Here is an 18,946-nt window from a genome sequence, read left to right on the forward strand (position 1 = left end):
GGCGCGAGGCCGTGCGCTACGCCGCCGACACCCAGCCCGACGTGATTCTGATGGACATCCAGATGCCCGAACTCGACGGCGTCAAGGCGACCCAGAGCATTCTGGAAATCAACCCGCAGGCCCGCGTCATCATGATCACCATGTACCGCCAGGACCGCTACGTCTTCGAGGCGGTCAAGGCCGGTGCGCGGGGCTACATCCTCAAGGACGCCGACGCCGGAACCCTGATCGACGCGATCACGCGGGTGGCAGGCGGCGAGGCACTGCTCGACGCGGACATGGCCCAGAATGTCCTCGACGACTTCCGCGACAAGCGCGAGGAACTGCCCAGCGAGAAGCATGCCGACCTCAACGAACGCGAAACCATGATTCTCAAACTGCTGGCCCAGGGCTTTTCCAACCAGGACATTGCGCTGCGGCTCGACATTTCGGAAAAGACGGTACGCAACCGCCTCTCCGAGATTTTTACCAAGCTGCAACTGAACAACCGCACCCAGGCCGCCCTCTACGCCATCCGCGAAGGTATCGCCAACCTTGACTAAGCCCCCCACCAAGCGCAGAGCAAGCGTTCCGGCAGGGCCACAGACCTACCGCGCCGGGTGTGGGCGCGAGTGGCAGGTGGTCAGCGCCGAACCCGACCTCGCCTACACCGAGCAGGCCTTCCCCGAGTGCCCGACCTGTCCGCACCGGGTCGAGCCGGACGGGGGGCCGCCCTTTTGTACGCTGCGGCCTATCTCCGCTGCCCACCCCTTCGCCGGACTGGCGGGGCTGAAGCTGCCCGACTGATGCTCGACCCCAACTGATGCTCGACTTTGCCGCCGAAGTACGCCGCGCCGGGTTCGCCGGAGAGGTCGGGCTGCTGGTGACCGATTTGGGGGGCCACGAACTCTATGCCCACGCGCCCGACACCGTATTCCCCGCTGCCAGCACCATCAAAGTGCCGCTGTTGCTGCGGGCACTGGAGCAGGCCGGAGCCGGAACACTAGACCTCACGGAGCGTGTGACCCTGCGGGCCGAAGACCGCGTACCCGGCGCAGGCGTGCTGCATGAGCTGGGGCCAGGACTGGCGCTGAGCTGGCAGGACGTGCTGACGCTGATGATCGTGGTTAGCGACAATACCGCCACCAACCTGCTGATCGAGCGGCTGGGCGAGGACGACTTCAACGCCTGGCTGCGTGACATCGGCCTCCGGGACACCCATCTGGTCGGACGATTGCAACTCCCGCCCGCACGCCAGAACGCGGCCCAACGCCGGGGCGGACGCAACCGCACCACGGCCCGCGATCAGGTGCGCCTGCTGCGGCGGCTCTGGCACGGCGAGGGCTTGACCACACCCCTGCGGGCGCTGGGGCTGGACATTCTGGCGCGGCAGCAACTCCGTGACCTGATTGGGCGCGGCGTGCCCGCAGACGCGGCGGGGCACCCGCTCTACCGCGTGGCCTCCAAGTCTGGCGAACTGACGGGGGTGCATCACGATGTGGGCCTGCTCTGGACGCCGCGTCCGCTGGTGGTGGCGCTGCTCTCACGGGGCGGCAGCGACCCCCGCGAACACCCCGCCAACCGTGACGTGACGGCACTGGGCGCGGCGCTGTGGCCCCTCTTGGCCGAGCTGGGCCACGCTTCTCACACAGGGGACATTTAACCGTTCGGTCAGGGTGAAGATGATGCTTGCCGAAGTGTCGCCGCTGCGGGGACGGAAATGCCGCTGGGAACGCATTTGGCGCGTGCTATGCTGGCCCCGAAGACTCAGAGGTCAGAGGTGGGCTGCACCGTTTTAAGCGGACAGAAACTTAAGGCCACTTCACGAGGGAGAAGGAAAAGTGGAAAGAAACGATGCGGTTATGCCAGGAGTCGCCCTTTTTTGCGCGGCGGTCATGTGGATTATCCTGCTCTTCCTTTTCAATAAGGAGACGGCACCCGAACCTGTGGTCGTAGACCCGGCGGTGGTGGCGAGCATCAGCAAGGATTACCCGACCATCGGCAAGCAGATTTACGATCAGGGTGCGGGCGGCCCGGCCTGTCAGGGCTGTCACGGAGCCAACGGGGAAGGCGGCGTCGGCCCCAAACTCGCGGGCAATGAAAAGCTTCTCAAAGACCCGGTCTATGTCCACACCGTTCTGGTGAACGGCAAAGGCGGGATGCCTGCTTACGGCACCAGCTTGGACGACAAGCAGATCTACGCTGTCGCCAACTATGTCCTGCACAGCTGGGGCAACAACATTGAGGAGCCGCTGACCCCCGCCAAGGTGGCCGAAGGCCAGAGCAAGGTGGATCCCGAGGCGCTGAAAAACCGTTCGCGCTTCGTGCCCGATCACATCAAGCTGCCTGAAATCTGGCTGTTGACGTTCATTATCGTGCTGCTGACCTACGGCATCATCGGCCTTTACAGCTACTGGGCTGAAGGTGCCGAACTGCACCCCGGTATCCATAAGGTGCGCTCGACCCCGGTCGCCATGCTGGGTATCGTGACCACCATCGCCTCGACCTTCCTGTTCAGCGTGCTGTTCGTCCGTCAGATGAACATCGACTACGCGGGCTGGGCCGCCAAGGAACAGGTCACGCCCAACGTGACGGCAGAAGGCTTTTACGCTGCCATGATTGTTCTGAGCCTCGCGGCGTCGCTGGCGCTCTACAAGAAATACTTCATGGACGGCGAAGTGCTGGTCGAAGACGCCACCGGCGAATTCCCCTGGTAAGCGCAGTCCCTGAATCTGCCCAAGAGAGGTTGAACTGATGACCCGTTACAAGAAACAAGACCCTGAAATCACGCGCCGCCGCTTCATCAACACGGCGCTCGGCGCTTCGGCGGCGGTGGGCGGCCTGAGCCTGATCAGCACGCTGGGCGGGGCCAACCCCGTTTTCCGCCTGACGCCCAAGAAGGCCCCGCCCATGAAGGGCGACATCCTGGTGCACGCTTCGGGCGAAAAGGCCGGACAGCCCGTGACCGTCGCTGACCTGAGCGAGAAGATCACCCGCGCCTGGCCCCAGGGCAAAGACCCCAAAACGGGCGACCCTGTCCTCCGTGACGGCGACCCCACCAGCATCCTGGCGGTCTACAAGTTCCCCAAAGGCGAACTCAAGGAGCCGACCAAGCTCGACGCCACCATCGACGGCGAAATCGTGGTGTACGGCAACCGCTGCACCCACGCGGGCTGCAACGTGGACGACGGCACTGCCCCGAGCGGCTCGGTGATCGGCAACTGCCCCTGCCACTCGGGCCAGTACGACCCCAAGCAGGGCTGCAAGGTGATCGGCGGGCCACCACCCCACCCGCTGCCCCAACTGCCGGTCAAGCTCGACGGTGACAAGATCGTCGCGGACGGCTTTTTCCTGACGGTGCCCTACGGCTACAACACCGAAGAAGACTGGCATAACTACACCGAAAAGGTGGAGGAACTGTTGTCATGAACCAGTGGCTCGATGAACGTCTGCACCTCTCGCGCCTGAACGACAAGTTCCTGCGTAAAGCCTTTCCTGTTCACCACAGCTTCTTCCTGGGTGAAATCACGCTGTTCTCGCTGGTCATCCTGATTCTGACCGGCATCCTGCTGGCGCTGTCCTACGAGCCGAGCAACACGCTGGTGGTCAACTCCTTCGACCCCGGCACCGCCGACAAGCCCAACCTGATTCCGGCGGCTTACCACTCGGCCCTCAAGATCAACGCCATGCCCTTCGGTGACATGCTGCGCCGCATTCACCACTGGTGCGCCAACATCATGGTCGCGGCTGCCGTCATCCACATGATGCGCATCTACTTCACGGGTGCCTTCAAAAAGCCCCGCGAAATCAACTGGTGGATCGGCATCCTCCTGCTGATTTTCGCTGCCCTGACCGCTGTGACCGGGTACATCCTGCCCTACGACAACTACGCCTACCAGACCCTGGGCGTGATCTACGGCATCACCAAGTCGGTGCCCTGGGTGGGTGACTGGCTGGCGCAAGCGGCTTTTGCGGGCAACTTCCCCGGCGAACAGGTCATTCCGCGTATCTACGGCTACCACATCATGCTGCTGCCCATGATTCTGCTGGCGACCACCGGGGCGCACATGCTGATCATGATCAAGCAGAAGCACACCCAGCCCCAGTACGCCAAGCGCCTCGCCTACAAGAAGATTGTCGGTGTGCCGCTGATGACCCAGCAGACCCCCATCATGCTGCTGCTGGCCCTGCTGTTTGCTGGTCTGGTGCTGCTGTTCAGCGCGTTCGTGCCGGTTCACCCCGTCGAGTACTTCGGCCCGCCCAGCTCAACCCCGATTGCCAACATCAAGCCCGACTGGTACCTGCTGTGGGTTTTCGGTGCGCTGGCGATTATCCCCGGCTTCGAGTTCGAGCTGCTGGGTGGTCACATCAACGCCGAGTTTGTGGGTGCGATGGTCTTCCCCGCCATTCCGATCGGCCTGATGTTCCTGGTGCCCCTGCTCGACCGCAGCAAGGAGAACATGTACTACGCCGAGAACCCCACCAACCATCCGGTGCGTCTGGCGGCGGGTGTGGCGTTCCTGGTGTTCATGCTGGTGCTCTCGCTGGCCGGGTACAAGCCCGAACTGATTGCCTCGGGTCTGCTGACCTCGGGCAACGCCAACGCGATTCTGTGGATCATGGTGTTCCTGCTGCCCGCTGTCTCGTACTTCCTGACGATGGCGATCGTGCGTGGCATCCGTGCCCTGCGTGAAGCCGACGAGCGCGAGCGACTCGCTCACGGCGAGCACCACGGCCTTCACTCGCACGACTGAAGCCTAGCCTCGCTGCTGCCCTGGCCCACTTGCGGCTGGGGCAGTTTTTTGTGGGTATGCTGCCAGGATGGATTCCACCCTACTCGCCCTGGCCCGCGAAGCCCGCCGCCTTGGTTTAGAAGGTACGCCTCAACCTGGGCAGGAAGCGCACCTCCTGGAATTTGCCCGACTGGCACTGGAAGAACTGGCCGCGCACGGCCTCATTGCTGGAGAGGAACGGCCCGAGTGCTGGGAAGTCAGGCGCTCAGCCACACATTGAAGACCAAAGTGAAAAGCCGCCCCGAAAGGAAGCGGCTTCTTCTGTTTCTGATTTCCGGCGGTCAGGCCTGAACCTTGCTGCGCGGTGGCTGGGGCATCTGCACTCGGCCTTCCTCGCGGCGTCCGGCGGCATAGCCCACCTGGGTACCGAGCTGCCAGGCCAGCTTGACCATGAACTGAATGGCTTCTTCGTCGCCGCGCTCAATCAGACCGCGCAGATGTTCGGGCAGCCCGTCGGGCAACGGCATGGCTCCGAGTTGCTCGCCATACTCGGCCCGGAGTTGCTCGAACCACTCGGCGTAGGGGTTGGCAGGGGTCGAGGTCGTGGACTTCGGCATAGGCTCAATCTTAACACGACCGGACTCAAGGAATGTCAGTCTCAACGCAGTCTTTAGGCAGGTCGGAGGACGGACTTCGGCGGCTTACACACCTTTTTGTTGTCCCAATAGTGTTACGCTTCACGCATGACAGCGATTCCTCATTCCGACGTGCAGGGCGACCTGCCCAAGCCCGACATCACCATCAGCGAATTCGGAGCGCAGAAGGCCGCGTCCATCCTGGCGAGCAGCGGCAAGGAAAATGCCGGAGTCCGCGTCTTCATCAAGAGCGGCGGATGCAGCGGCTATCAGTACGGCATGGCGATCGACGACCGCGAACTTGAAGGTGACCTCATCGTGGTGGACCGGGGCATCAAGTTGCTGGTGGACCGCATGAGCATCGAACTGCTGCGTGGCAGCGAAGTGGACTTCGTGGAGAACATGATGGGCGGCGGCTTCACCGTGCATAACCCCAACGCCACGTCGAGCTGCGGCTGCGGTCACTCCTTCCGCACCGATGGGGCGCAGTCGCCCGACGGTGAGGGCAGCGGCGGCTGCGGCGGCTGAAGCGCGGTAGCGCCGAGCGCGGGCCGGGGCAGTTTGTCCCCTGGCCCGCACTGCTATGCTGCCGCGCATGGTTGTGCTTGGAATTGACCCTGGACTGGCGAATCTGGGCCTGGGACTGATTGAAGGCGACGCGAGGCGGGCCAAGCACCTCTATCACGTTTGTTTGACCACCGAGAGCGCCTGGTTGATGCCGCGCCGCCTGCACTACCTGCACGACGAGGTCACGCGGCTGCTGGGCGAGTACCGACCCGATGCGGTTGCCATCGAAGACCAGATTCTTCGCAAGCAGGCGGATGTGGCCTTCAAGGTGGGGCAGGCGTTCGGAGTCGTACAACTGGCCTGCGCTCAGGCGGGGGTTCCAGTTCACGCCTATGGCCCTATGCAGGTCAAGAAGACCCTGGTGGGGGCGGGCCGCGCCGAGAAGGAACAGGTCATCTACATGGTCAAGGCGCAACTTGGCATCCGCGAACTGTTCAACAACCACGCCGCCGACGCCCTGGCGCTGGCCCTGACCCACCTGGCCCATGTGCCGATGCAGTCGCGGGCCGCTGTCGCCCTGCGTTCCTGACCCATGCTGCTGTCACTCTTGATTTCCGCCGCCATCACCCTGGGGTGGCTGTGGTTTTTTGTGCGGCGCGACCAACACCCCGAGCCGTTCTGGCTGCTGGCCCGCACCTTCGCCTGGGGCATGTTCGCGTGGCTGGTGGCGGCGTCTTTCGAGGCCAGTCTGGGCCGCCTGCTCAGCAGTCCGCTGCCGCTGAGCGTGCTGTTGGTGGCGCTGCTGACCGCCATTTTCGAGGAAAGCAGCAAGTTCGCCGCCGCCCATACAGCGGTGACCGAATCGGCCTTCGATGAGCCGATGGACGGTCTGGTCTACGCCGTGACCGCTGCGCTGGGATTCGCCCTGGTCGAGAACGTGACCTACACCCTGGGGTTCGGAACACAGGCCGCCGCCTGGCATGCGCTGCTGGCGACGCTGGGACACGCCCTTTTCAGCGCCCCGCAAGGCTACGCGTTGGGAGGGCACTGGAATGGGCGAGGGCACAGGTGGCGGCGGCGCGGCCTGGCCCTGAGCATCGCCCTGCACTTCGTCTTCAACGGGGTGCTGACCAGCGGCGAGGGCTGGGTGCTGCTGCTGGCCCTCATCGGCGTGGTGGGGCTGATGACGATGCTCGCGTGGCGCTACTACCTCAGCTACGAGGCCGCCGCCCGTGACCTGGTGCTGACGGGTCGTCCCCCGACCTCACACTCGCCGCTGCCTTCGCTGGAGCGTTGGCGGGCCGGGCGCAGCGAGCGGGGCGAGCAGGACTGACCCGCGCCTATCTGGTTCAGGAATACTGCGCCTTCATCAGCATCAGCTTGAGTTCGTGAGGGCTGGTGGCCGACGCCATCGCGTCTTCCTGCGTCATCTGGTCGTCTAGAACGAGTTGCACCAGATGCTGGTCGAAGGTCCGCATGCCCCGCACTCCGCCTTCCATCAGCGCCTGCTTGATTTCGTCGGTGCGTTCGGGGTCCTTGACGCATTCGCGGATGGTCGGGGTGCCCAGCATGACCTCCATGCCCATGACCCGGCCCCCGCCCTTACGCGGCAGCAAACGCTGGCTGACAATGCCGACGATGCTCTCGGACAGCGCCATGCGAATCTGCTCGCGCTCATGCGGGGCAAAAAAGTCGATGATGCGGTTGACCGAGCGAATCGCGTCCTGGGTATGCAGCGTGCTGAGCACGAGGTGCCCGGTCTGGGCCGCCGAAAGCGCCGCTTCCACCGTTTCCTTGTCGCGCATCTCGCCAATCAGGATGATGTCGGGGTCTTGCCGCATGGCGGCCCGCAGCCCGTTAGAAAAGCCGAGGGTGTCCATGCCCAGTTCACGCTGGTTGATGAGGGCCATCTTGTCGCGGTGCAGCACTTCGATGGGGTCTTCCAGGGTCACGATGTTGACCGGCTGGTGAGCGTTGATGTAATCGATAAGGCTCGCCAGCGTGGTCGTCTTGCCGCTTCCGGTCGGCCCAGTCACCAGAATCAGGCCACGCTCGTGCTCGGCCAGTTCCTTGAAGACCGCGTCCGGCAATCCCAATTGGCTGAAGCTGGGAATGGGTTTTTCCTCGATGACGCGCATAATCAGACCAATCGAGCCACGCTGAAAATAAGCGTTGACTCGGAAGCGCCCTATGCTGGCGATCCCATACGCGAAATCGGCCTCGCGCTTGGCCATGAAAGTGTCCCACATGGAGGGGCTGGGCAGCATCTCGCGGGTGAACTGCACCATGTGGTCAGGGGTCAGGCGACTGTCACCGAACCGCTTGATGACTCCGTTGACGCGGGCTGCCGGGGCCGTGCCCGCCCGCAGGTGGATGTCGCTGGCTCCTTCTTTGACCAGGGCACTCAGAAGACCGTTGAGGACGCTCATATCTTCTGGAGTCTAGAGCAGTTCTCCACATTGGGGCGCCCGGCCAACCATGCAAGCTGGACAGCCACTGCTGGGGAGTCGAGTCGCTGACAGGCCATGCTGCCTATCTCTTCCAGCAGGCAAAAAGCTACGGATCGCCTAATGAAAAAGGCCAAGGCGGGGTGTCCACTGTCAACGAACCCACACCCCGCCTCACTTCAGCGACTCAGATCAGATTGTTTGAAAGTGTCAGGCCCTAAGAGCCGAACTTCGGCTTCAGAGGGGGCTGAACACGAAGCGGTCGTACTGCCCGCCGCGCAGGACGCTTTCGGTCTGTTCGCCGATGAAAATCTCGCCGGTGATGGCTTCCAGAGCGCCCCACACCGCGCCGAGGGTGAAGGTGCACTTGCGGTCGCTGCCCTGGGGTTCGCCTGCGCTGCACACGGTGTCGAAGCAGTCGACGATGTAGCTGTCGCCTTCCTTGGTCACGCTCTTGACGCCGGTCAGACGGGTTCCCTGCTCACCGATGGCCCCATTGAGCAGGTCGGCCATCTTCTCGACGGGGACGTTGCTGCCCGCCACGCCAAGTTCGTTGGCGAGGGCGTGACCGCGCACTTTGCCTGCACGGGTGAAGACGACGGCGGCTCCATCTGGGCCGAGGGTGTCTTCGACGCCAGTAATCACGGCCTTGAAGCACACGACCGAGCTGAAATCACCGAGGTTGGAACGAATATCTTTGCTCATGGGCATTCTCCTTTTTTGACAGCCTTAGGCTCAGGCTCAGAGCACGAGGGCGACGGTACGCGCCGCGTCGCGGGCTTCCATGTGAAGGAGGCCCAGATTCATTCCAGACGGCGTCACGACAGCGAGCACCCCTTTGCGCCCAGTGGCGTAGACATAGACCTGACCGTCGAGGCCGCTGACCGACATTTCTGTCAGTTCGCCCGTCCCGAGGGTGTCGTTGATCCGCTTGCCCAGACCCAGGGCCGTCGCTGCCATGGCCGCCACGCGGTTGGAGTCGGTCGAGTCGCTGAAGGTCTGGGCGATGGGCAGGCCGTCCACCGTCGCCACGAGTGCGCCGCGCAGCTCGGGCAAAGAGGTTCGGAGACTCTGGAGCGTGGCCTGAAGTTGTTCCTGCTTGCTGACGGGGGCGGTCATGCGGACTCCTTACTGGACAGTTGAGATTCGAGAAGGCGAATAAGCACCTGACGGGCACTGTCGGAGGAGGTGGCTTGCAGGCCCACCACCTGACCAACCGGCAGGTCGAAGTAAGACGCGATGTCCTGGGGCGTCCAGACGTTGGGCAAGTCCTGACGGGTCACCCCCACGACGAAGGGCACCGGATTGCGACTGGTGATGTATTCCAGGATGTGCCGGGCGTGCAGGAAGTCGGAAGGACGGTCGCCCGCCACCAGCAGCACCAGCCCCAGTGCGCCTTCGCACAGCACGTCCCACATGAAGTCGAAGCGGTCTTGACCGGGCGTGCCGTAGAGATGCAGCTCGGTTCCGTCGAGCACCAGCGTGCCGAAGTCGAAAGCGACGGTGGTGGTGGCTTTACCGATATCTTCGGTGGCTTCTGCCTCGGTGCTGACCACAGGAGTCTCGGAAAGGGTCTGAACAAAGGTGGTCTTCCCCGCACCGACCGGGCCGGAGACAACGAGTTTCATAGGAATCATGCGGCACTTCCTCCGGTCAAACGGCGCAGAGCATTGAGCAGACGGCGAACAGGACCTGCGGGCTGCGCGGTGCCCTGCGCCTGAGCAGCGGCGGCAGCGCGCTGGGGCGTAATCAGCCCGGCGGCACGCAGGCGGTAGAGCGCCGCACGCGCTTCGGGCAGGCTGACCCGCAACTGGCTGGAAATGTCATTGGCCGAAGCGCCGGTACGCAGCAGCGGCGACAGCGAGTTCCAGCTGGCCCGCAGGGCGTCGGGCACCTGAACGGCGTGGGCGCTCCCGACCACCTCAAAGCGCGTGTCCTGATGAGGAAGCTGCTGCTCGGGGATGTCGCTGCTGCTCAGCACCTCGCGTATCAGGTCGTTCATCGGAATCGAGAGGTGGTGGTTGATGGCCCCCGCCTCGAAACTGTATTCACCACGGGCACCGCTGACGAGGTGGCGAACGGTATCCCGCACACGGAGCGGCTCGTTGACCGGGAACCCGTCGATAAAGACCGCGTGAAGGGTTCCTTGCTGGAGGTGGAGTTCGACACTGCGTCCGCCCAGGGCAGTGCGCATGAAAAGCACCCCGGTATGACGCTGCAAAACTTTTATGATGTCGTTGAATGCGTGGTATTCAAAATCACCGTAGATGGCCAAGGTTTATCATCCCGCCTTTCTGCCTTATCTGGGCCTAGCCAACAGGTCGCATGCGGCCCCTGGTTTACCCGGTAGGCAATGTAATAGAACGGCTCTTACACTTCTCTCTCTAAACAGCCCCTTCACATGCTGAGGCAAAACTCGACATTGTTGACGGCGGCGAACGTCCCCGCCCCCGCCCTTCCTTGCAGCCTCGGTGACTGCCCTGGCATAACCTTCTGTCTCTCATGTCTGTTCCTCGCGAGAGTCTTGGCTTCCACCGAACGCCAGCGAGACCGGAGAACCCGCGCCGATTAAGCGCACGAGGTACCCAGGCGTATTCCGGCTTGCCGCAGGGCCGCGCTCAGGTCGCGCACCAGCCGGGGAGCTTCGGGCAGGTGGGCATGCACGCCGAGCGACTGCGCTGGAATGCTGACCAGTTCACCCGTCACGGCCCGCGCCGTGCCCCGCAGCCCGATGTCGAGGCCCTGGGCCAGCGAACGCTCGTAAGGCAAGATGGCCTGGGGATGGGGATCGGGAAGGAGCGTGCCGTCGGCGGCATAGCCCCGGTCGGCAAAGCCTTCAGCCACCACTTCCAGGCCGAGAGCGCTCACCTCGCGCCGCAGTTCACAGTCGGTTCCAGCCCGCACATAGACGCGGTGTAACTCTGCCGCATGGACCGCTTGCGCCACGGCCCGCGCCACTGTCGGTTGCTGAGTGGCCACCGTAGCGAGCATTCCATGCAGCTTGACATGACACAGGGTCACACCGACCTCGTCGGCAATTTCCTTGAGCTGCTCCAGTTGCTCGCGCACCAGGGCCATCACCTCCACTGCCGGGAGGTTCATGGCCTGCTGCCCGAAGTTGGCGCGGTCGGGAAAACTGGGGTGCGCTCCCGCTTCCACACCGTACATGGCACACAGCCGCAGGCTTTCACGCATGGTCGCCGCGTCACCCGCATGTCCCCCACAGGCGATACTGGCGCTGCTGACGTGGCGCAGCACCGCTTCATCCTGAAAACCGCCTTCGCCCAGGTCGGCGTTCAGGTCCAGGACAGGAGAGGGAGCCGTCTTGGAAAACACGTTTCAGTCTAAAGGCTCGGGGCCGGGAGAAACGAAGGTCGCCCTGACCTCGCCGTGAGGCGACACCGCCAGCACCCGCCGCTCAGCGAGGCTCCAGATGGCCCGGTGAACCGCCATTTCGCGCTCCGGTTCGCCGCCTGGGGCCAGCGTGTCCAGCAGGGTGGTGTAGCGTGGGGCCACCTTCGCTGCGGTTGGGTCAGCCTCGGCAGAAGCGCCCAGCACCCGCTGAAGCACCCGGCGTTCCTCGGCGGTCTGAGCCTGGGCCAGCACCTCTCCACGCCAGCGCAGCTCTCTGGCCCGCTTCTCGCGCTCCTGGCGGCGAACATCCAGGGCGGCCCCGACCTCGGGCGGGAGCTGCTCGCCCCGCTCACGGCGGCGCTGCTCGATCAGGTCTTCCAGGCGCTGCTCGGCCCGGTCGTGCCAGCCGCCCCGCACCTGCTGCGCCCGGTCACGCCAGCCGCTGGTCACGTCCTGAAGATGGGGACTCACCCGGTCTGCCAGCCCTTTCACCCGACCTGACCAGCCTGCCCCTGTTCGTTGGCTCTCATGGTCCTTCATACCTTTACCGTCTCACGTCTGTCGGGACGAAAAATGTATCCGGGCTTGCTCCCAGCTAAAGGTGACGCGCCCGCTAGCATCTGGGTATGTCTTCCGTGACGCGCAGCTTCCGGGCCGTGGTGCCCCAACCCAAGTGGCGGGCCAGTGACTTTGTCAGCGAGCAGGCATTTCGGAAGTGGATGCGCTCACAACTGTTGGCCTGTCAGCCCCATCTGGCCCCGGACAGGCCCAATCTGGTCGTCCTGACCGAACTCAACGGGCTGCCGCTGGTGCTGCGCGGTGCGGGCTGGGCTGTTCGGCTGGGCACCTTCGAGCGGGCCGCCGCTGCACTCATACTCGCCCGACTGGGCCGGGTGCTGCCCGTGCTGTGGCGCGAGCGCGTCTCCCCTATTCGGGCACTGCAACTGGCGGAGAGTGACCGCAACACGCGACTTTATCTGCAAACCTGTCGCGAACTGGCCCAGGAGTTCGGGGTCTACCTGTGCTGCGGCTCCACGCCGATGCCGCGCTACCGCTTACGTGGAACAGAGTTGCGGCGCGACCCCGGCGTCCTGACCAATCAAACTGTCATTTTCGGGCCGCAGGGTGAACTGATCGGCTGCACCGACAAAGTCCACCTCACCCCCGCCGAGGAAGCGCAGGGCGTGAACCTGTCGCCGGGCGACCTGTCCGAACTGCGCGTGTTTCCGACACCTGTGGGTGACCTGGGGGTAGCCATCAGCCTGGACGCCTTCCGACCAGACGTGATTGGTCGCCTCGAAGCGCAGGGCTGCACGGTGCTGCTGCAACCCGACGCCAACGCCTCGCCCTGGACGGCCCCCGAAGGCTTGCCGCCGAACCCGGCACAGGTGCGTGACCAGCCGGTGGCGTGGCTCGAATCGAGCTGGCAGGTCACAGCCCACAGCCCCCGTATACGCTACGCCCTGAACCCGATGGTGGTGGGCAACCTGCTGAACCTGACGTTTGACGGGCAAAGCGCCATCACTGGCCCGGCGCAGGAAGCCCCAGAGCCGCGCAGTTACGTGCTGACCGACCCCCGCCCCGGCTTTCTGGCGCTGGCCCCCTGGGTCGCGCAGGGCACGCCTGAAGAACTCCGCGAACTGGGACGGCATCTCGCCGCAGGCAGCGGTCACCCCCGCGAAAACGCTTACCTGGAAACGGTGCTGAGCGCCGACTTGCGCCTCGACACCCCGCCTGTGCCCACCCCTGTCCCTACGCCCCACGAGGAGGCGCTGCGGGCCTGGTTGGACGGGCAGGCGACGTTCCCCCAAAAACAGCCCAAGCTCGCCACGACCATGATTGTGGGAACGGCCCTGCTGGGTCTGGCGGGCCTGACCTCGCGTCGCCGCCGACCGCAGACGGGCAGGCGTTGACAAGATTGGGGGTCACCCCTATACTTCCTCTCGCGCTTGAGACGGACAGCCGAGAGCGCACCCGCCGAGTCAGGGGGGTTGGCCGAGTGGTTGAAGGCAACGGTCTTGAAAACCGTAGTAGGGCAACCTACCGGGGGTTCGAATCCCTCACCCCTCGCCAAAGCTTCGCAAGAGGCACATGACAACCTGGAGAGGTGGGTGAGCGGCTTAAACCAAGCGTTTGCTAAACGCTCGTACGCCTTAAAAGTGTACCGCGGGTTCGAATCCCGCCCTCTCCGCCAAGCAGTACCCAACCCAAGTGTGTACCCGTAGCTCAGCTGGATAGAGCGTCTGACTACGGATCAGAAGGCCAGGAGTTCGAATCTCTTCGGGTACACCACCAAAAAAGCCTCGCCCAGCGCGGGGCTTTTTCCTATGGCAGGCCCCTTGCCGTCCACCCAGCCGGGCCAGCGTGCGCCGCACCTAAGCAATCCCCATGCAGCCGCTTCCCTTCCTCGCTAGGGTAGGGCCATGAGCCAACCGCTGCCGCCCGAGCATTCCGAAGACGCCGCCGTTTCCTCTGCCCCGGACATCGACTTTTCGTTTCCCACCTGGGACTACGAAACCACGGCCGTGCAGAGCGGCATTCCTCGCGGTCTGGGCGAAACCATCGGGTTTCCTATCCACGCTGCCGCTGCCTTCCAGTTCGAGACGCTGGCGCAGGCCCAGCAGGAATTTCAGGACAACGCGGGCCTGAGTTACGCCCGCATTCAGAACCCGACCGTGCGCGCACTCGAAGGCCGGGTGACAGCACTGGAAGGCGGCACGGCGACGGTGGCCCTCGCCAGTGGGCAGGCCGCCACCCTCACCGCCATCATGAGCGTGTGCCGCGCTGGTGACCATGTGGTGGCGACCTCCAGCCTGTTCGGGGGCAGTACGGGGATGCTCAACAACATCCTGCCGCTGATGGGCATCAAGACGACACTGGTGCCCAACAACCCCCAGCGTATCCGCGCCGCCATGAAGAAAAACACCCGGCTGGTCTGGGCCGAAATGATTTCCAACCCTTCGGGCGACGTAGCCGACATTTCGGCGCTGGCGGAAGTGGCCCACGCACGCGGCGCACTGCTCGCCATCGACAACACTTGCGGCGGCACAGGCTACCTCTGTCAACCGCTGCGGCACGGGGCCGACATCGTGGCGCAGTCGCTCACCAAATGGGCGGGCGGTCACGGCAGCGTGATGGGCGGCAGCGTCACGGTGGGCGGGCGGCATCAGCTCGAAGGCAACCCCATCTACAGCGACGGTGCCGAGCAGAGCCTGCTGGCCCAGCGTGGTCAGGGCGCACTGGCTTGGCGGCAACGCTGGTTCGGGGCGCACCAGTTGGGCATGACCCTGGCCCCCCACAGCGCCTTCCTGATTGCTCAGGGGCTGGAAACGCTGGGGCTGAGGTTGCAGCGCGAATGCAACACGGCCCAGGCCCTCGCCGAGTGGCTCAGCCAGCATCCAAAGGTAGGCAAGGTCAGCTACGCGGGGCTGCCCGACCACCCCAGTCATCCGCTGGTGCAGACCTACCTGCCACGCGGGGCCGGAGCGGTGCTGACGTTCGAGGTGGACGACCCGGCCCGTTTCCTGTCGCGGCTGCGGGTGCTGCGGATCGCCCCCAATCTGGGCGACGTGCGGACGCTGGTGGTTCACCCTTGGACGACCACACACGGACGCATCCCTGAAGACGCCCGCCACGCCGCCGGAGTCACCCCCGGCACCATCCGCATGAGCGTTGGCGTGGAAGCGCTGCGCGACTTGCAGGAGGACATCGAGCAGGCGCTCTAGAGCGGAGAGCAGATGGCAAATGGCTCATGCGGGTCAGCCATCTGCTATCTGCCATTTGCCATCGGCCTAAATCACGAATTCGCCCCCGCGCATCACCGCTTCGTGGCTGCCGTCCTTGGTGATGCCGTCTACGTCCATCTCGGCGCTGCCGATCATCCAGTCCACATGGGTCAGGCTGTCGTTGCCGCCTGCCGCCGCGAATTCCTCGTTGGTCATGTCGATGCCGCCGCGAAGGTTGAAGCGGTAGGCCGCGCCGATGGCGATGTGAGAAGCGGCGTTTTCGTCGTAGAGGGTGCTGTAGAAAAACAGGCCGCTGCGCGAAATGGGGCTGGAATGCGGCACCAGCGCCACTTCACCCAAGCGGTGGCTGCCCTCGTCGGTGGCGATCATCTTCTGGAGGGCGGCTTCCCCCTGTTTGGCGCTCGCGCTGACGATGCGCCCGTCCTTGAACTCGATACGGATGCCGTCAATGAGCGTGCCCGCGTAAGACAGCGGCTTGGTGCTGACCACCACGCCGTCTACCCGTTCGCGGTGCGGGGCCGTCCAGACTTCTTCGGTGGGGATGTTGGCGGTAAAGGTGATGCCGCCCGGCGTTTCGGCGCTGCCCCCGCCCCAGATGTGGTCGTCGGCGAGGCCCACAGTCAGGTCGGTTTCGCCGCCCCGGAAGCGCAGGGCGCTGTACTGCTTGCCCGTCAGGGTCTCGCGGCGGTGTTTCAGGTTCGCCAGATGCTCGTGCCACGCGGCCACGGGGTCGGGCTGGTCGGCGCGGGTGGCGGCAAAAATCGCGTCCCACTGCTTCTCCATCGCTTCCTGCTCGGTGGCGTCGGGGAACATCAGCGTGGCCCAGCCGGGAATGGGGGCGCTGACCAGGTTCCAGTTGATGCGGTTGGTCATCACCTGTGAGGAATAGGGCTTGCGGTAGCTCGCCCAGGCCCGCTGGTGGGTCGCCACGCGCTCGGGGTCCACGTCCGCCAGCAGGTTGGGGTTGGTGGCGCGAATGGCGATGACCGCGCCGCCCGCCTCGGCGGTTTCGATCTCGGCGTCCACCCGCCACTTGCTGATCTGGTCGAAGGTGCCGTCGGGGGCGAGCTGGAAACGGGCCAGCTGCACGTCGTCGTCGTCCCAGCGCACGTCCACGAAGCCCGCGCCCGCCGCGTAGGCTTCGCGCACAATCAGGCGGGCCAGCGGCGCGGCGTCCACAGGCGACTGCACCAGCACGCGCTGCCCCGGCTTGACGCCCAGACCGACTTGCACGGCCAGGCGGGCATAGTTCTGCAACTTCTGCTCAAAATTTAGGGTCATACCCAGCAGCATAAAGCCCTCCCGGCAGGAGCGGCTACTCCGGAGCGCCCTTCTTCCCCGCCGGATCCGGCACGCCCCTTGACGAACGCCCACCAGACCCCTATTATTCTCCCCGCTGGTGTGACGAGGCGTAGCGCAGCCTGGTAGCGCACTACCTTGGGGTGGTAGGGGTCGTGAGTTCAAATCTCGCCGCCTCGACCAGCAAAGACTTCCTCCTGATGGGGGAAGTTTTTTTTGGTCTGTGGTGCAAGAATCGGCGCAGCCTGGGCGTAAGCTGACCCACAAAGCCACGGACAATCGTATTCGGAGCGGCAAACGCTCCCCCGCAAACACGCGATTGTGGCTCGAGTCTCCGATCAACTCCGCTGCTGCCATGCCCAACTCTGCCGACCCTTGCCCCCTGTTTCCCCTGCCCACCGTGCTGTTTCCGGGTCAGGTGCTGCCGATCTATGTCTTTGAGGAGCGCTACCGTGCCCTTTTGCGACGGGTGCAGGAGACCGGGCAACCCTTCGGCATCATGTGTATCGAGCGCAGCAGCCGCGAGAGTGCGCTGCCTCTGCACGAACGGGCCTCACGGGTGGGCAGTTTCGCTCATCTGCTGCAAGCCGAGACCCACGAGGACGGCACCAGTTCGGTGGTGGTGGCTGGAGGCGAGCGCTTCCGCGTGCAGGAGTTCGACCTGTCGCAGCCTTACCTCAGCGGGATTTTGGAGACGTGGCCCCTGGCCCAGCCGGAGGAAGACCACGACCTGACCGAATTGCGGGCGCGGCAGCTTCTGGCCGGGCTTCAGCGCACTTGGCCCGCACGGGCGGCCTTTCTGGCGCAAGACGCTCCCCAGGAACCGCTGCTGCTCGCCAGCTACGCCGCCGGTCTGCTGCTCGCTCAGGGCTATGAGGCCAACCGGGCCGACTGCAACGCCGCCCTGGGTGAGCCCACCCTGGCGCGGCGGCTGGAGCGCTTGCTGGGTGCGCTGCCGTGTGGCTCGACGCACTTGCTGAATTAAGGGGACGATAAGGCCACCCCAGGCGGCATAAACAGCGATGCACTGGCGTTCAATGCTCTAAATTTCGGGCCATGACCGCCACGACTCCTCCCAAACTGTTCGAGCCTGTCAAACTGCGCGACCTGACGCTGCCCAACCGGGTGGTCGTGTCGCCCATGTGTACCTATTCGGCGACGGACGGCCTCGCCAACGAGTTTCATCTGGTACATCTCGGCCAGTTCGCGCTGGGCGGCGCGGGCCTGATTCTGGCCGAAGCCACGGCGGTTTCGCCCGAAGGCCGCATCAGCCCCGAAGACCTGGGCCTGTGGGATGACCGCCAGATTGTGCCGCTGGGCCACATCACCGACTTCATCCACCGGCATGGAGGCAAAATCGGCGTGCAACTCGCCCACGCCGGGCGCAAGGCCAGCACCTACGCTCCGGGGCGCGGCAAGGGCGCGGTGGCAGTGGGCAATGGCGGCTGGGAAGTGGTCGGCCCAGACACCCAGAGCTTTCACGAATTGTTCCCGACGCCCCGCATGATGGGGGCCGAGGACATCGCGGGCGTGGTCGAAGCCTTCGCCGCCGCCGCCCGCCGTGCCCAGATGGCCGGATTCGACGCGGTGGAGGTTCACGCCGCGCACGGCTACCTGCTGCACCAGTTCCTGTCGCCCCTGTCCAACAGCCGCACCGACGACTACGGCGGCTCCTTCGAAAACCGCACCCGACTGCTGCTGGACGTGGTGCGGGCGGTGCGCCACGTCTGGCCCGAACATCTGCCGCTTTTCGTGCGCCTGAGTGCCACCGACTGGGCCGCAGGCGGCTGGGACGTGGCGCAGACGGTAGAACTGTCCAAACTGCTGAAATACGAAGGCGTGGACGTACTCGACATCAGCAGCGGGGGCCTGACGACCGCCCAACAAATCGAGGTCGGCCCCGGCTATCAGGTGCCGTTTGCCGCCGAAGTCAGCCGCGCCGAAACCGAGATTGCGGTGATGTCGGTGGGCCTCATTGAAACGGCGCAGCAGGCCGAAGCGATTTTGCAAGCCGGAGACGCCGACCTGATTGCGCTGGGCCGCCCCTTCCTGCGCGACCCCCACTGGACCCAGCGGGCTGCCCGTGAACTGGGCCTGAAGCCGACGTTGCCAGAGCAGTACGCCCGCGCCGGGTGGTGAGGGGCTGAGGGAAGAGGGTCGAAGGTTGAGGGAAAAAATGCCCTCCCCTCGGCCCTCATCCCTTATCCCTCCACCAACCTGCCGTCCAGCAGATGCAGCGTCCGGTC

The 18,946-nt window shown here is 64.6% G+C and carries 23 protein-coding genes and 4 tRNA genes; 18 read left to right on the forward strand and 9 right to left on the reverse strand.

Annotation, left to right across the window (positions count from 1 at the left end):
- From Q4C89_RS03495 to Q4C89_RS03525, 7 genes are all read left to right on the forward strand, one after another.
- The coding region (locus Q4C89_RS03495; RefSeq protein WP_303101218.1) for a response regulator transcription factor at nucleotides 1-542 on the forward strand (542 nt) is incomplete at its 5' end.
- Nucleotides 535-786 (forward strand): hypothetical protein, encoded by a 252-nt coding sequence (locus tag Q4C89_RS03500; RefSeq protein ID WP_303101219.1) that lies wholly within the window; start codon nucleotides 535-537, stop codon nucleotides 784-786. The genes Q4C89_RS03495 and Q4C89_RS03500, both read left to right, overlap by 8 nt.
- A gap of 16 nt (nucleotides 787-802) precedes the next feature.
- Nucleotides 803-1,642, forward strand: coding sequence for a serine hydrolase (locus tag Q4C89_RS03505; protein ID WP_303101220.1), 840 nt, complete (start codon nucleotides 803-805; stop codon nucleotides 1,640-1,642).
- Between the two features lie 178 nt (nucleotides 1,643-1,820).
- Complete coding sequence (locus tag Q4C89_RS03510; protein ID WP_303101221.1) at nucleotides 1,821-2,696, forward strand: cytochrome c; 876 nt, start codon at nucleotides 1,821-1,823, stop codon at nucleotides 2,694-2,696.
- Between the two features lie 37 nt (nucleotides 2,697-2,733).
- Nucleotides 2,734-3,408, forward strand: coding sequence for a Rieske (2Fe-2S) protein (locus Q4C89_RS03515; RefSeq protein WP_303101222.1), 675 nt, complete (start codon nucleotides 2,734-2,736; stop codon nucleotides 3,406-3,408).
- A complete protein-coding gene (locus Q4C89_RS03520) occupies nucleotides 3,405-4,733 on the forward strand; it encodes a cytochrome bc complex cytochrome b subunit (RefSeq protein WP_303101223.1) in 1,329 nt (442 codons plus the stop codon). The genes Q4C89_RS03515 and Q4C89_RS03520 overlap by 4 nt, the downstream gene beginning before the upstream one ends.
- 67 nt (nucleotides 4,734-4,800) lie before the next feature.
- On the forward strand, nucleotides 4,801-4,992 hold the full coding sequence (locus Q4C89_RS03525) for a hypothetical protein (RefSeq protein ID WP_303101224.1): 192 nt from the start codon (nucleotides 4,801-4,803) through the stop codon (nucleotides 4,990-4,992).
- A gap of 61 nt (nucleotides 4,993-5,053) precedes the next feature.
- On the opposite strand, the gene Q4C89_RS03530 is transcribed toward Q4C89_RS03525, so the two are convergent.
- Nucleotides 5,054-5,329, reverse strand: coding sequence for a DdrH (locus Q4C89_RS03530; protein ID WP_303101225.1), 276 nt, complete (start codon nucleotides 5,327-5,329; stop codon nucleotides 5,054-5,056).
- Between the two features lie 126 nt (nucleotides 5,330-5,455).
- Here Q4C89_RS03530 and Q4C89_RS03535 point away from each other — a divergent pair, with 126 nt between their 5' ends.
- The 3 genes from Q4C89_RS03535 to Q4C89_RS03545 all read left to right on the forward strand — a co-directional run bounded on the left by Q4C89_RS03535 (nucleotide 5,456) and on the right by Q4C89_RS03545 (nucleotide 7,187).
- Nucleotides 5,456-5,875 carry an iron-sulfur cluster assembly accessory protein gene (locus tag Q4C89_RS03535; protein ID WP_303101226.1) on the forward strand — a complete coding sequence of 140 codons (420 nt, stop codon included), beginning with the start codon at nucleotides 5,456-5,458 and terminating at the stop codon, nucleotides 5,873-5,875.
- Between the two features lie 67 nt (nucleotides 5,876-5,942).
- A complete protein-coding gene (gene ruvC, locus Q4C89_RS03540) occupies nucleotides 5,943-6,443 on the forward strand; it encodes a crossover junction endodeoxyribonuclease RuvC (protein WP_303101227.1) in 501 nt (166 codons plus the stop codon).
- A 3-nt stretch (nucleotides 6,444-6,446) separates the two neighbouring features.
- Nucleotides 6,447-7,187, forward strand: a complete 741-nt coding sequence (locus Q4C89_RS03545; protein ID WP_303101228.1) for a PrsW family intramembrane metalloprotease — start codon at nucleotides 6,447-6,449, stop codon at nucleotides 7,185-7,187.
- 16 nt (nucleotides 7,188-7,203) lie between these two features.
- Here Q4C89_RS03545 and Q4C89_RS03550 read toward each other — a convergent pair whose 3' ends face one another.
- From Q4C89_RS03550 to Q4C89_RS03580, 7 genes are all read right to left on the reverse strand, one after another.
- Nucleotides 7,204-8,283 (reverse strand): PilT/PilU family type 4a pilus ATPase, encoded by a 1,080-nt coding sequence (locus tag Q4C89_RS03550; RefSeq protein ID WP_303101229.1) that lies wholly within the window; start codon nucleotides 8,281-8,283, stop codon nucleotides 7,204-7,206.
- Between the two features lie 255 nt (nucleotides 8,284-8,538).
- A complete protein-coding gene (locus tag Q4C89_RS03555; RefSeq protein ID WP_303101230.1) occupies nucleotides 8,539-9,012 on the reverse strand; it encodes a hypothetical protein in 474 nt (157 codons plus the stop codon).
- 30 nt (nucleotides 9,013-9,042) lie between these two features.
- A complete protein-coding gene (locus Q4C89_RS03560) occupies nucleotides 9,043-9,420 on the reverse strand; it encodes a roadblock/LC7 domain-containing protein (RefSeq protein WP_303101231.1) in 378 nt (125 codons plus the stop codon).
- Complete coding sequence (locus tag Q4C89_RS03565; protein ID WP_303101232.1) at nucleotides 9,417-9,938, reverse strand: ATP/GTP-binding protein; 522 nt, start codon at nucleotides 9,936-9,938, stop codon at nucleotides 9,417-9,419. Before Q4C89_RS03565 ends, Q4C89_RS03560 begins: the two co-directional genes overlap by 4 nt.
- Entirely contained in the window at nucleotides 9,935-10,495 is a 561-nt protein-coding gene (locus Q4C89_RS03570; protein ID WP_303101233.1) for a hypothetical protein, read from the reverse strand. Before Q4C89_RS03570 ends, Q4C89_RS03565 begins: the two co-directional genes overlap by 4 nt.
- A 374-nt stretch (nucleotides 10,496-10,869) precedes the next feature.
- Nucleotides 10,870-11,637, reverse strand: coding sequence for a LamB/YcsF family protein (locus Q4C89_RS03575; RefSeq protein ID WP_303101234.1), 768 nt, complete (start codon nucleotides 11,635-11,637; stop codon nucleotides 10,870-10,872).
- Between the two features lie 3 nt (nucleotides 11,638-11,640).
- Complete coding sequence (locus Q4C89_RS03580) at nucleotides 11,641-12,126, reverse strand: hypothetical protein (RefSeq protein WP_303101235.1); 486 nt, start codon at nucleotides 12,124-12,126, stop codon at nucleotides 11,641-11,643.
- Between the two features lie 155 nt (nucleotides 12,127-12,281).
- Here Q4C89_RS03580 and Q4C89_RS03585 point away from each other — a divergent pair, with 155 nt between their 5' ends.
- From Q4C89_RS03585 to Q4C89_RS03605, 5 genes are all read left to right on the forward strand, one after another.
- Nucleotides 12,282-13,568: a nitrilase-related carbon-nitrogen hydrolase gene (locus Q4C89_RS03585; RefSeq protein ID WP_303101236.1), complete on the forward strand. Its 1,287-nt coding sequence runs from the start codon at nucleotides 12,282-12,284 to the stop codon at nucleotides 13,566-13,568.
- A gap of 72 nt (nucleotides 13,569-13,640) precedes the next feature.
- Nucleotides 13,641-13,728 (forward strand) — tRNA-Ser (locus Q4C89_RS03590).
- A 28-nt stretch (nucleotides 13,729-13,756) separates the two neighbouring features.
- Nucleotides 13,757-13,849, forward strand: a tRNA-Ser gene (locus tag Q4C89_RS03595).
- Between the two features lie 21 nt (nucleotides 13,850-13,870).
- Nucleotides 13,871-13,947 (forward strand) — tRNA-Arg (locus tag Q4C89_RS03600).
- Nucleotides 13,948-14,078: 131 nt separating this feature from the next.
- Nucleotides 14,079-15,380 carry an aminotransferase class I/II-fold pyridoxal phosphate-dependent enzyme gene (locus Q4C89_RS03605; RefSeq protein ID WP_303101237.1) on the forward strand — a complete coding sequence of 434 codons (1,302 nt, stop codon included), beginning with the start codon at nucleotides 14,079-14,081 and terminating at the stop codon, nucleotides 15,378-15,380.
- Between the two features lie 66 nt (nucleotides 15,381-15,446).
- Here the strand turns inward: Q4C89_RS03605 and Q4C89_RS03610 are convergent, their stop codons facing one another.
- Nucleotides 15,447-16,682 (reverse strand): aminopeptidase, encoded by a 1,236-nt coding sequence (locus Q4C89_RS03610; RefSeq protein ID WP_303101238.1) that lies wholly within the window; start codon nucleotides 16,680-16,682, stop codon nucleotides 15,447-15,449.
- A gap of 124 nt (nucleotides 16,683-16,806) precedes the next feature.
- On the opposite strand from Q4C89_RS03610, the gene Q4C89_RS03615 reads away from it, so the two are divergent.
- The 3 genes from Q4C89_RS03615 to Q4C89_RS03625 all read left to right on the forward strand — a co-directional run bounded on the left by Q4C89_RS03615 (nucleotide 16,807) and on the right by Q4C89_RS03625 (nucleotide 18,839).
- A tRNA-Pro gene (locus tag Q4C89_RS03615) sits at nucleotides 16,807-16,883 on the forward strand.
- A gap of 172 nt (nucleotides 16,884-17,055) precedes the next feature.
- On the forward strand, nucleotides 17,056-17,685 hold the full coding sequence (locus Q4C89_RS03620; RefSeq protein ID WP_303101239.1) for an LON peptidase substrate-binding domain-containing protein: 630 nt from the start codon (nucleotides 17,056-17,058) through the stop codon (nucleotides 17,683-17,685).
- Nucleotides 17,686-17,756: 71 nt separating this feature from the next.
- Complete coding sequence (locus Q4C89_RS03625; protein WP_303101240.1) at nucleotides 17,757-18,839, forward strand: NADH:flavin oxidoreductase/NADH oxidase; 1,083 nt, start codon at nucleotides 17,757-17,759, stop codon at nucleotides 18,837-18,839.
- The last annotated feature ends 107 nt before the right edge of the window (nucleotides 18,840-18,946 follow it).

It is taken from the genome of Deinococcus sp. (genome assembly GCF_030523985.1).
GTDB lineage: Bacteria > Deinococcota > Deinococci > Deinococcales > Deinococcaceae > Deinococcus.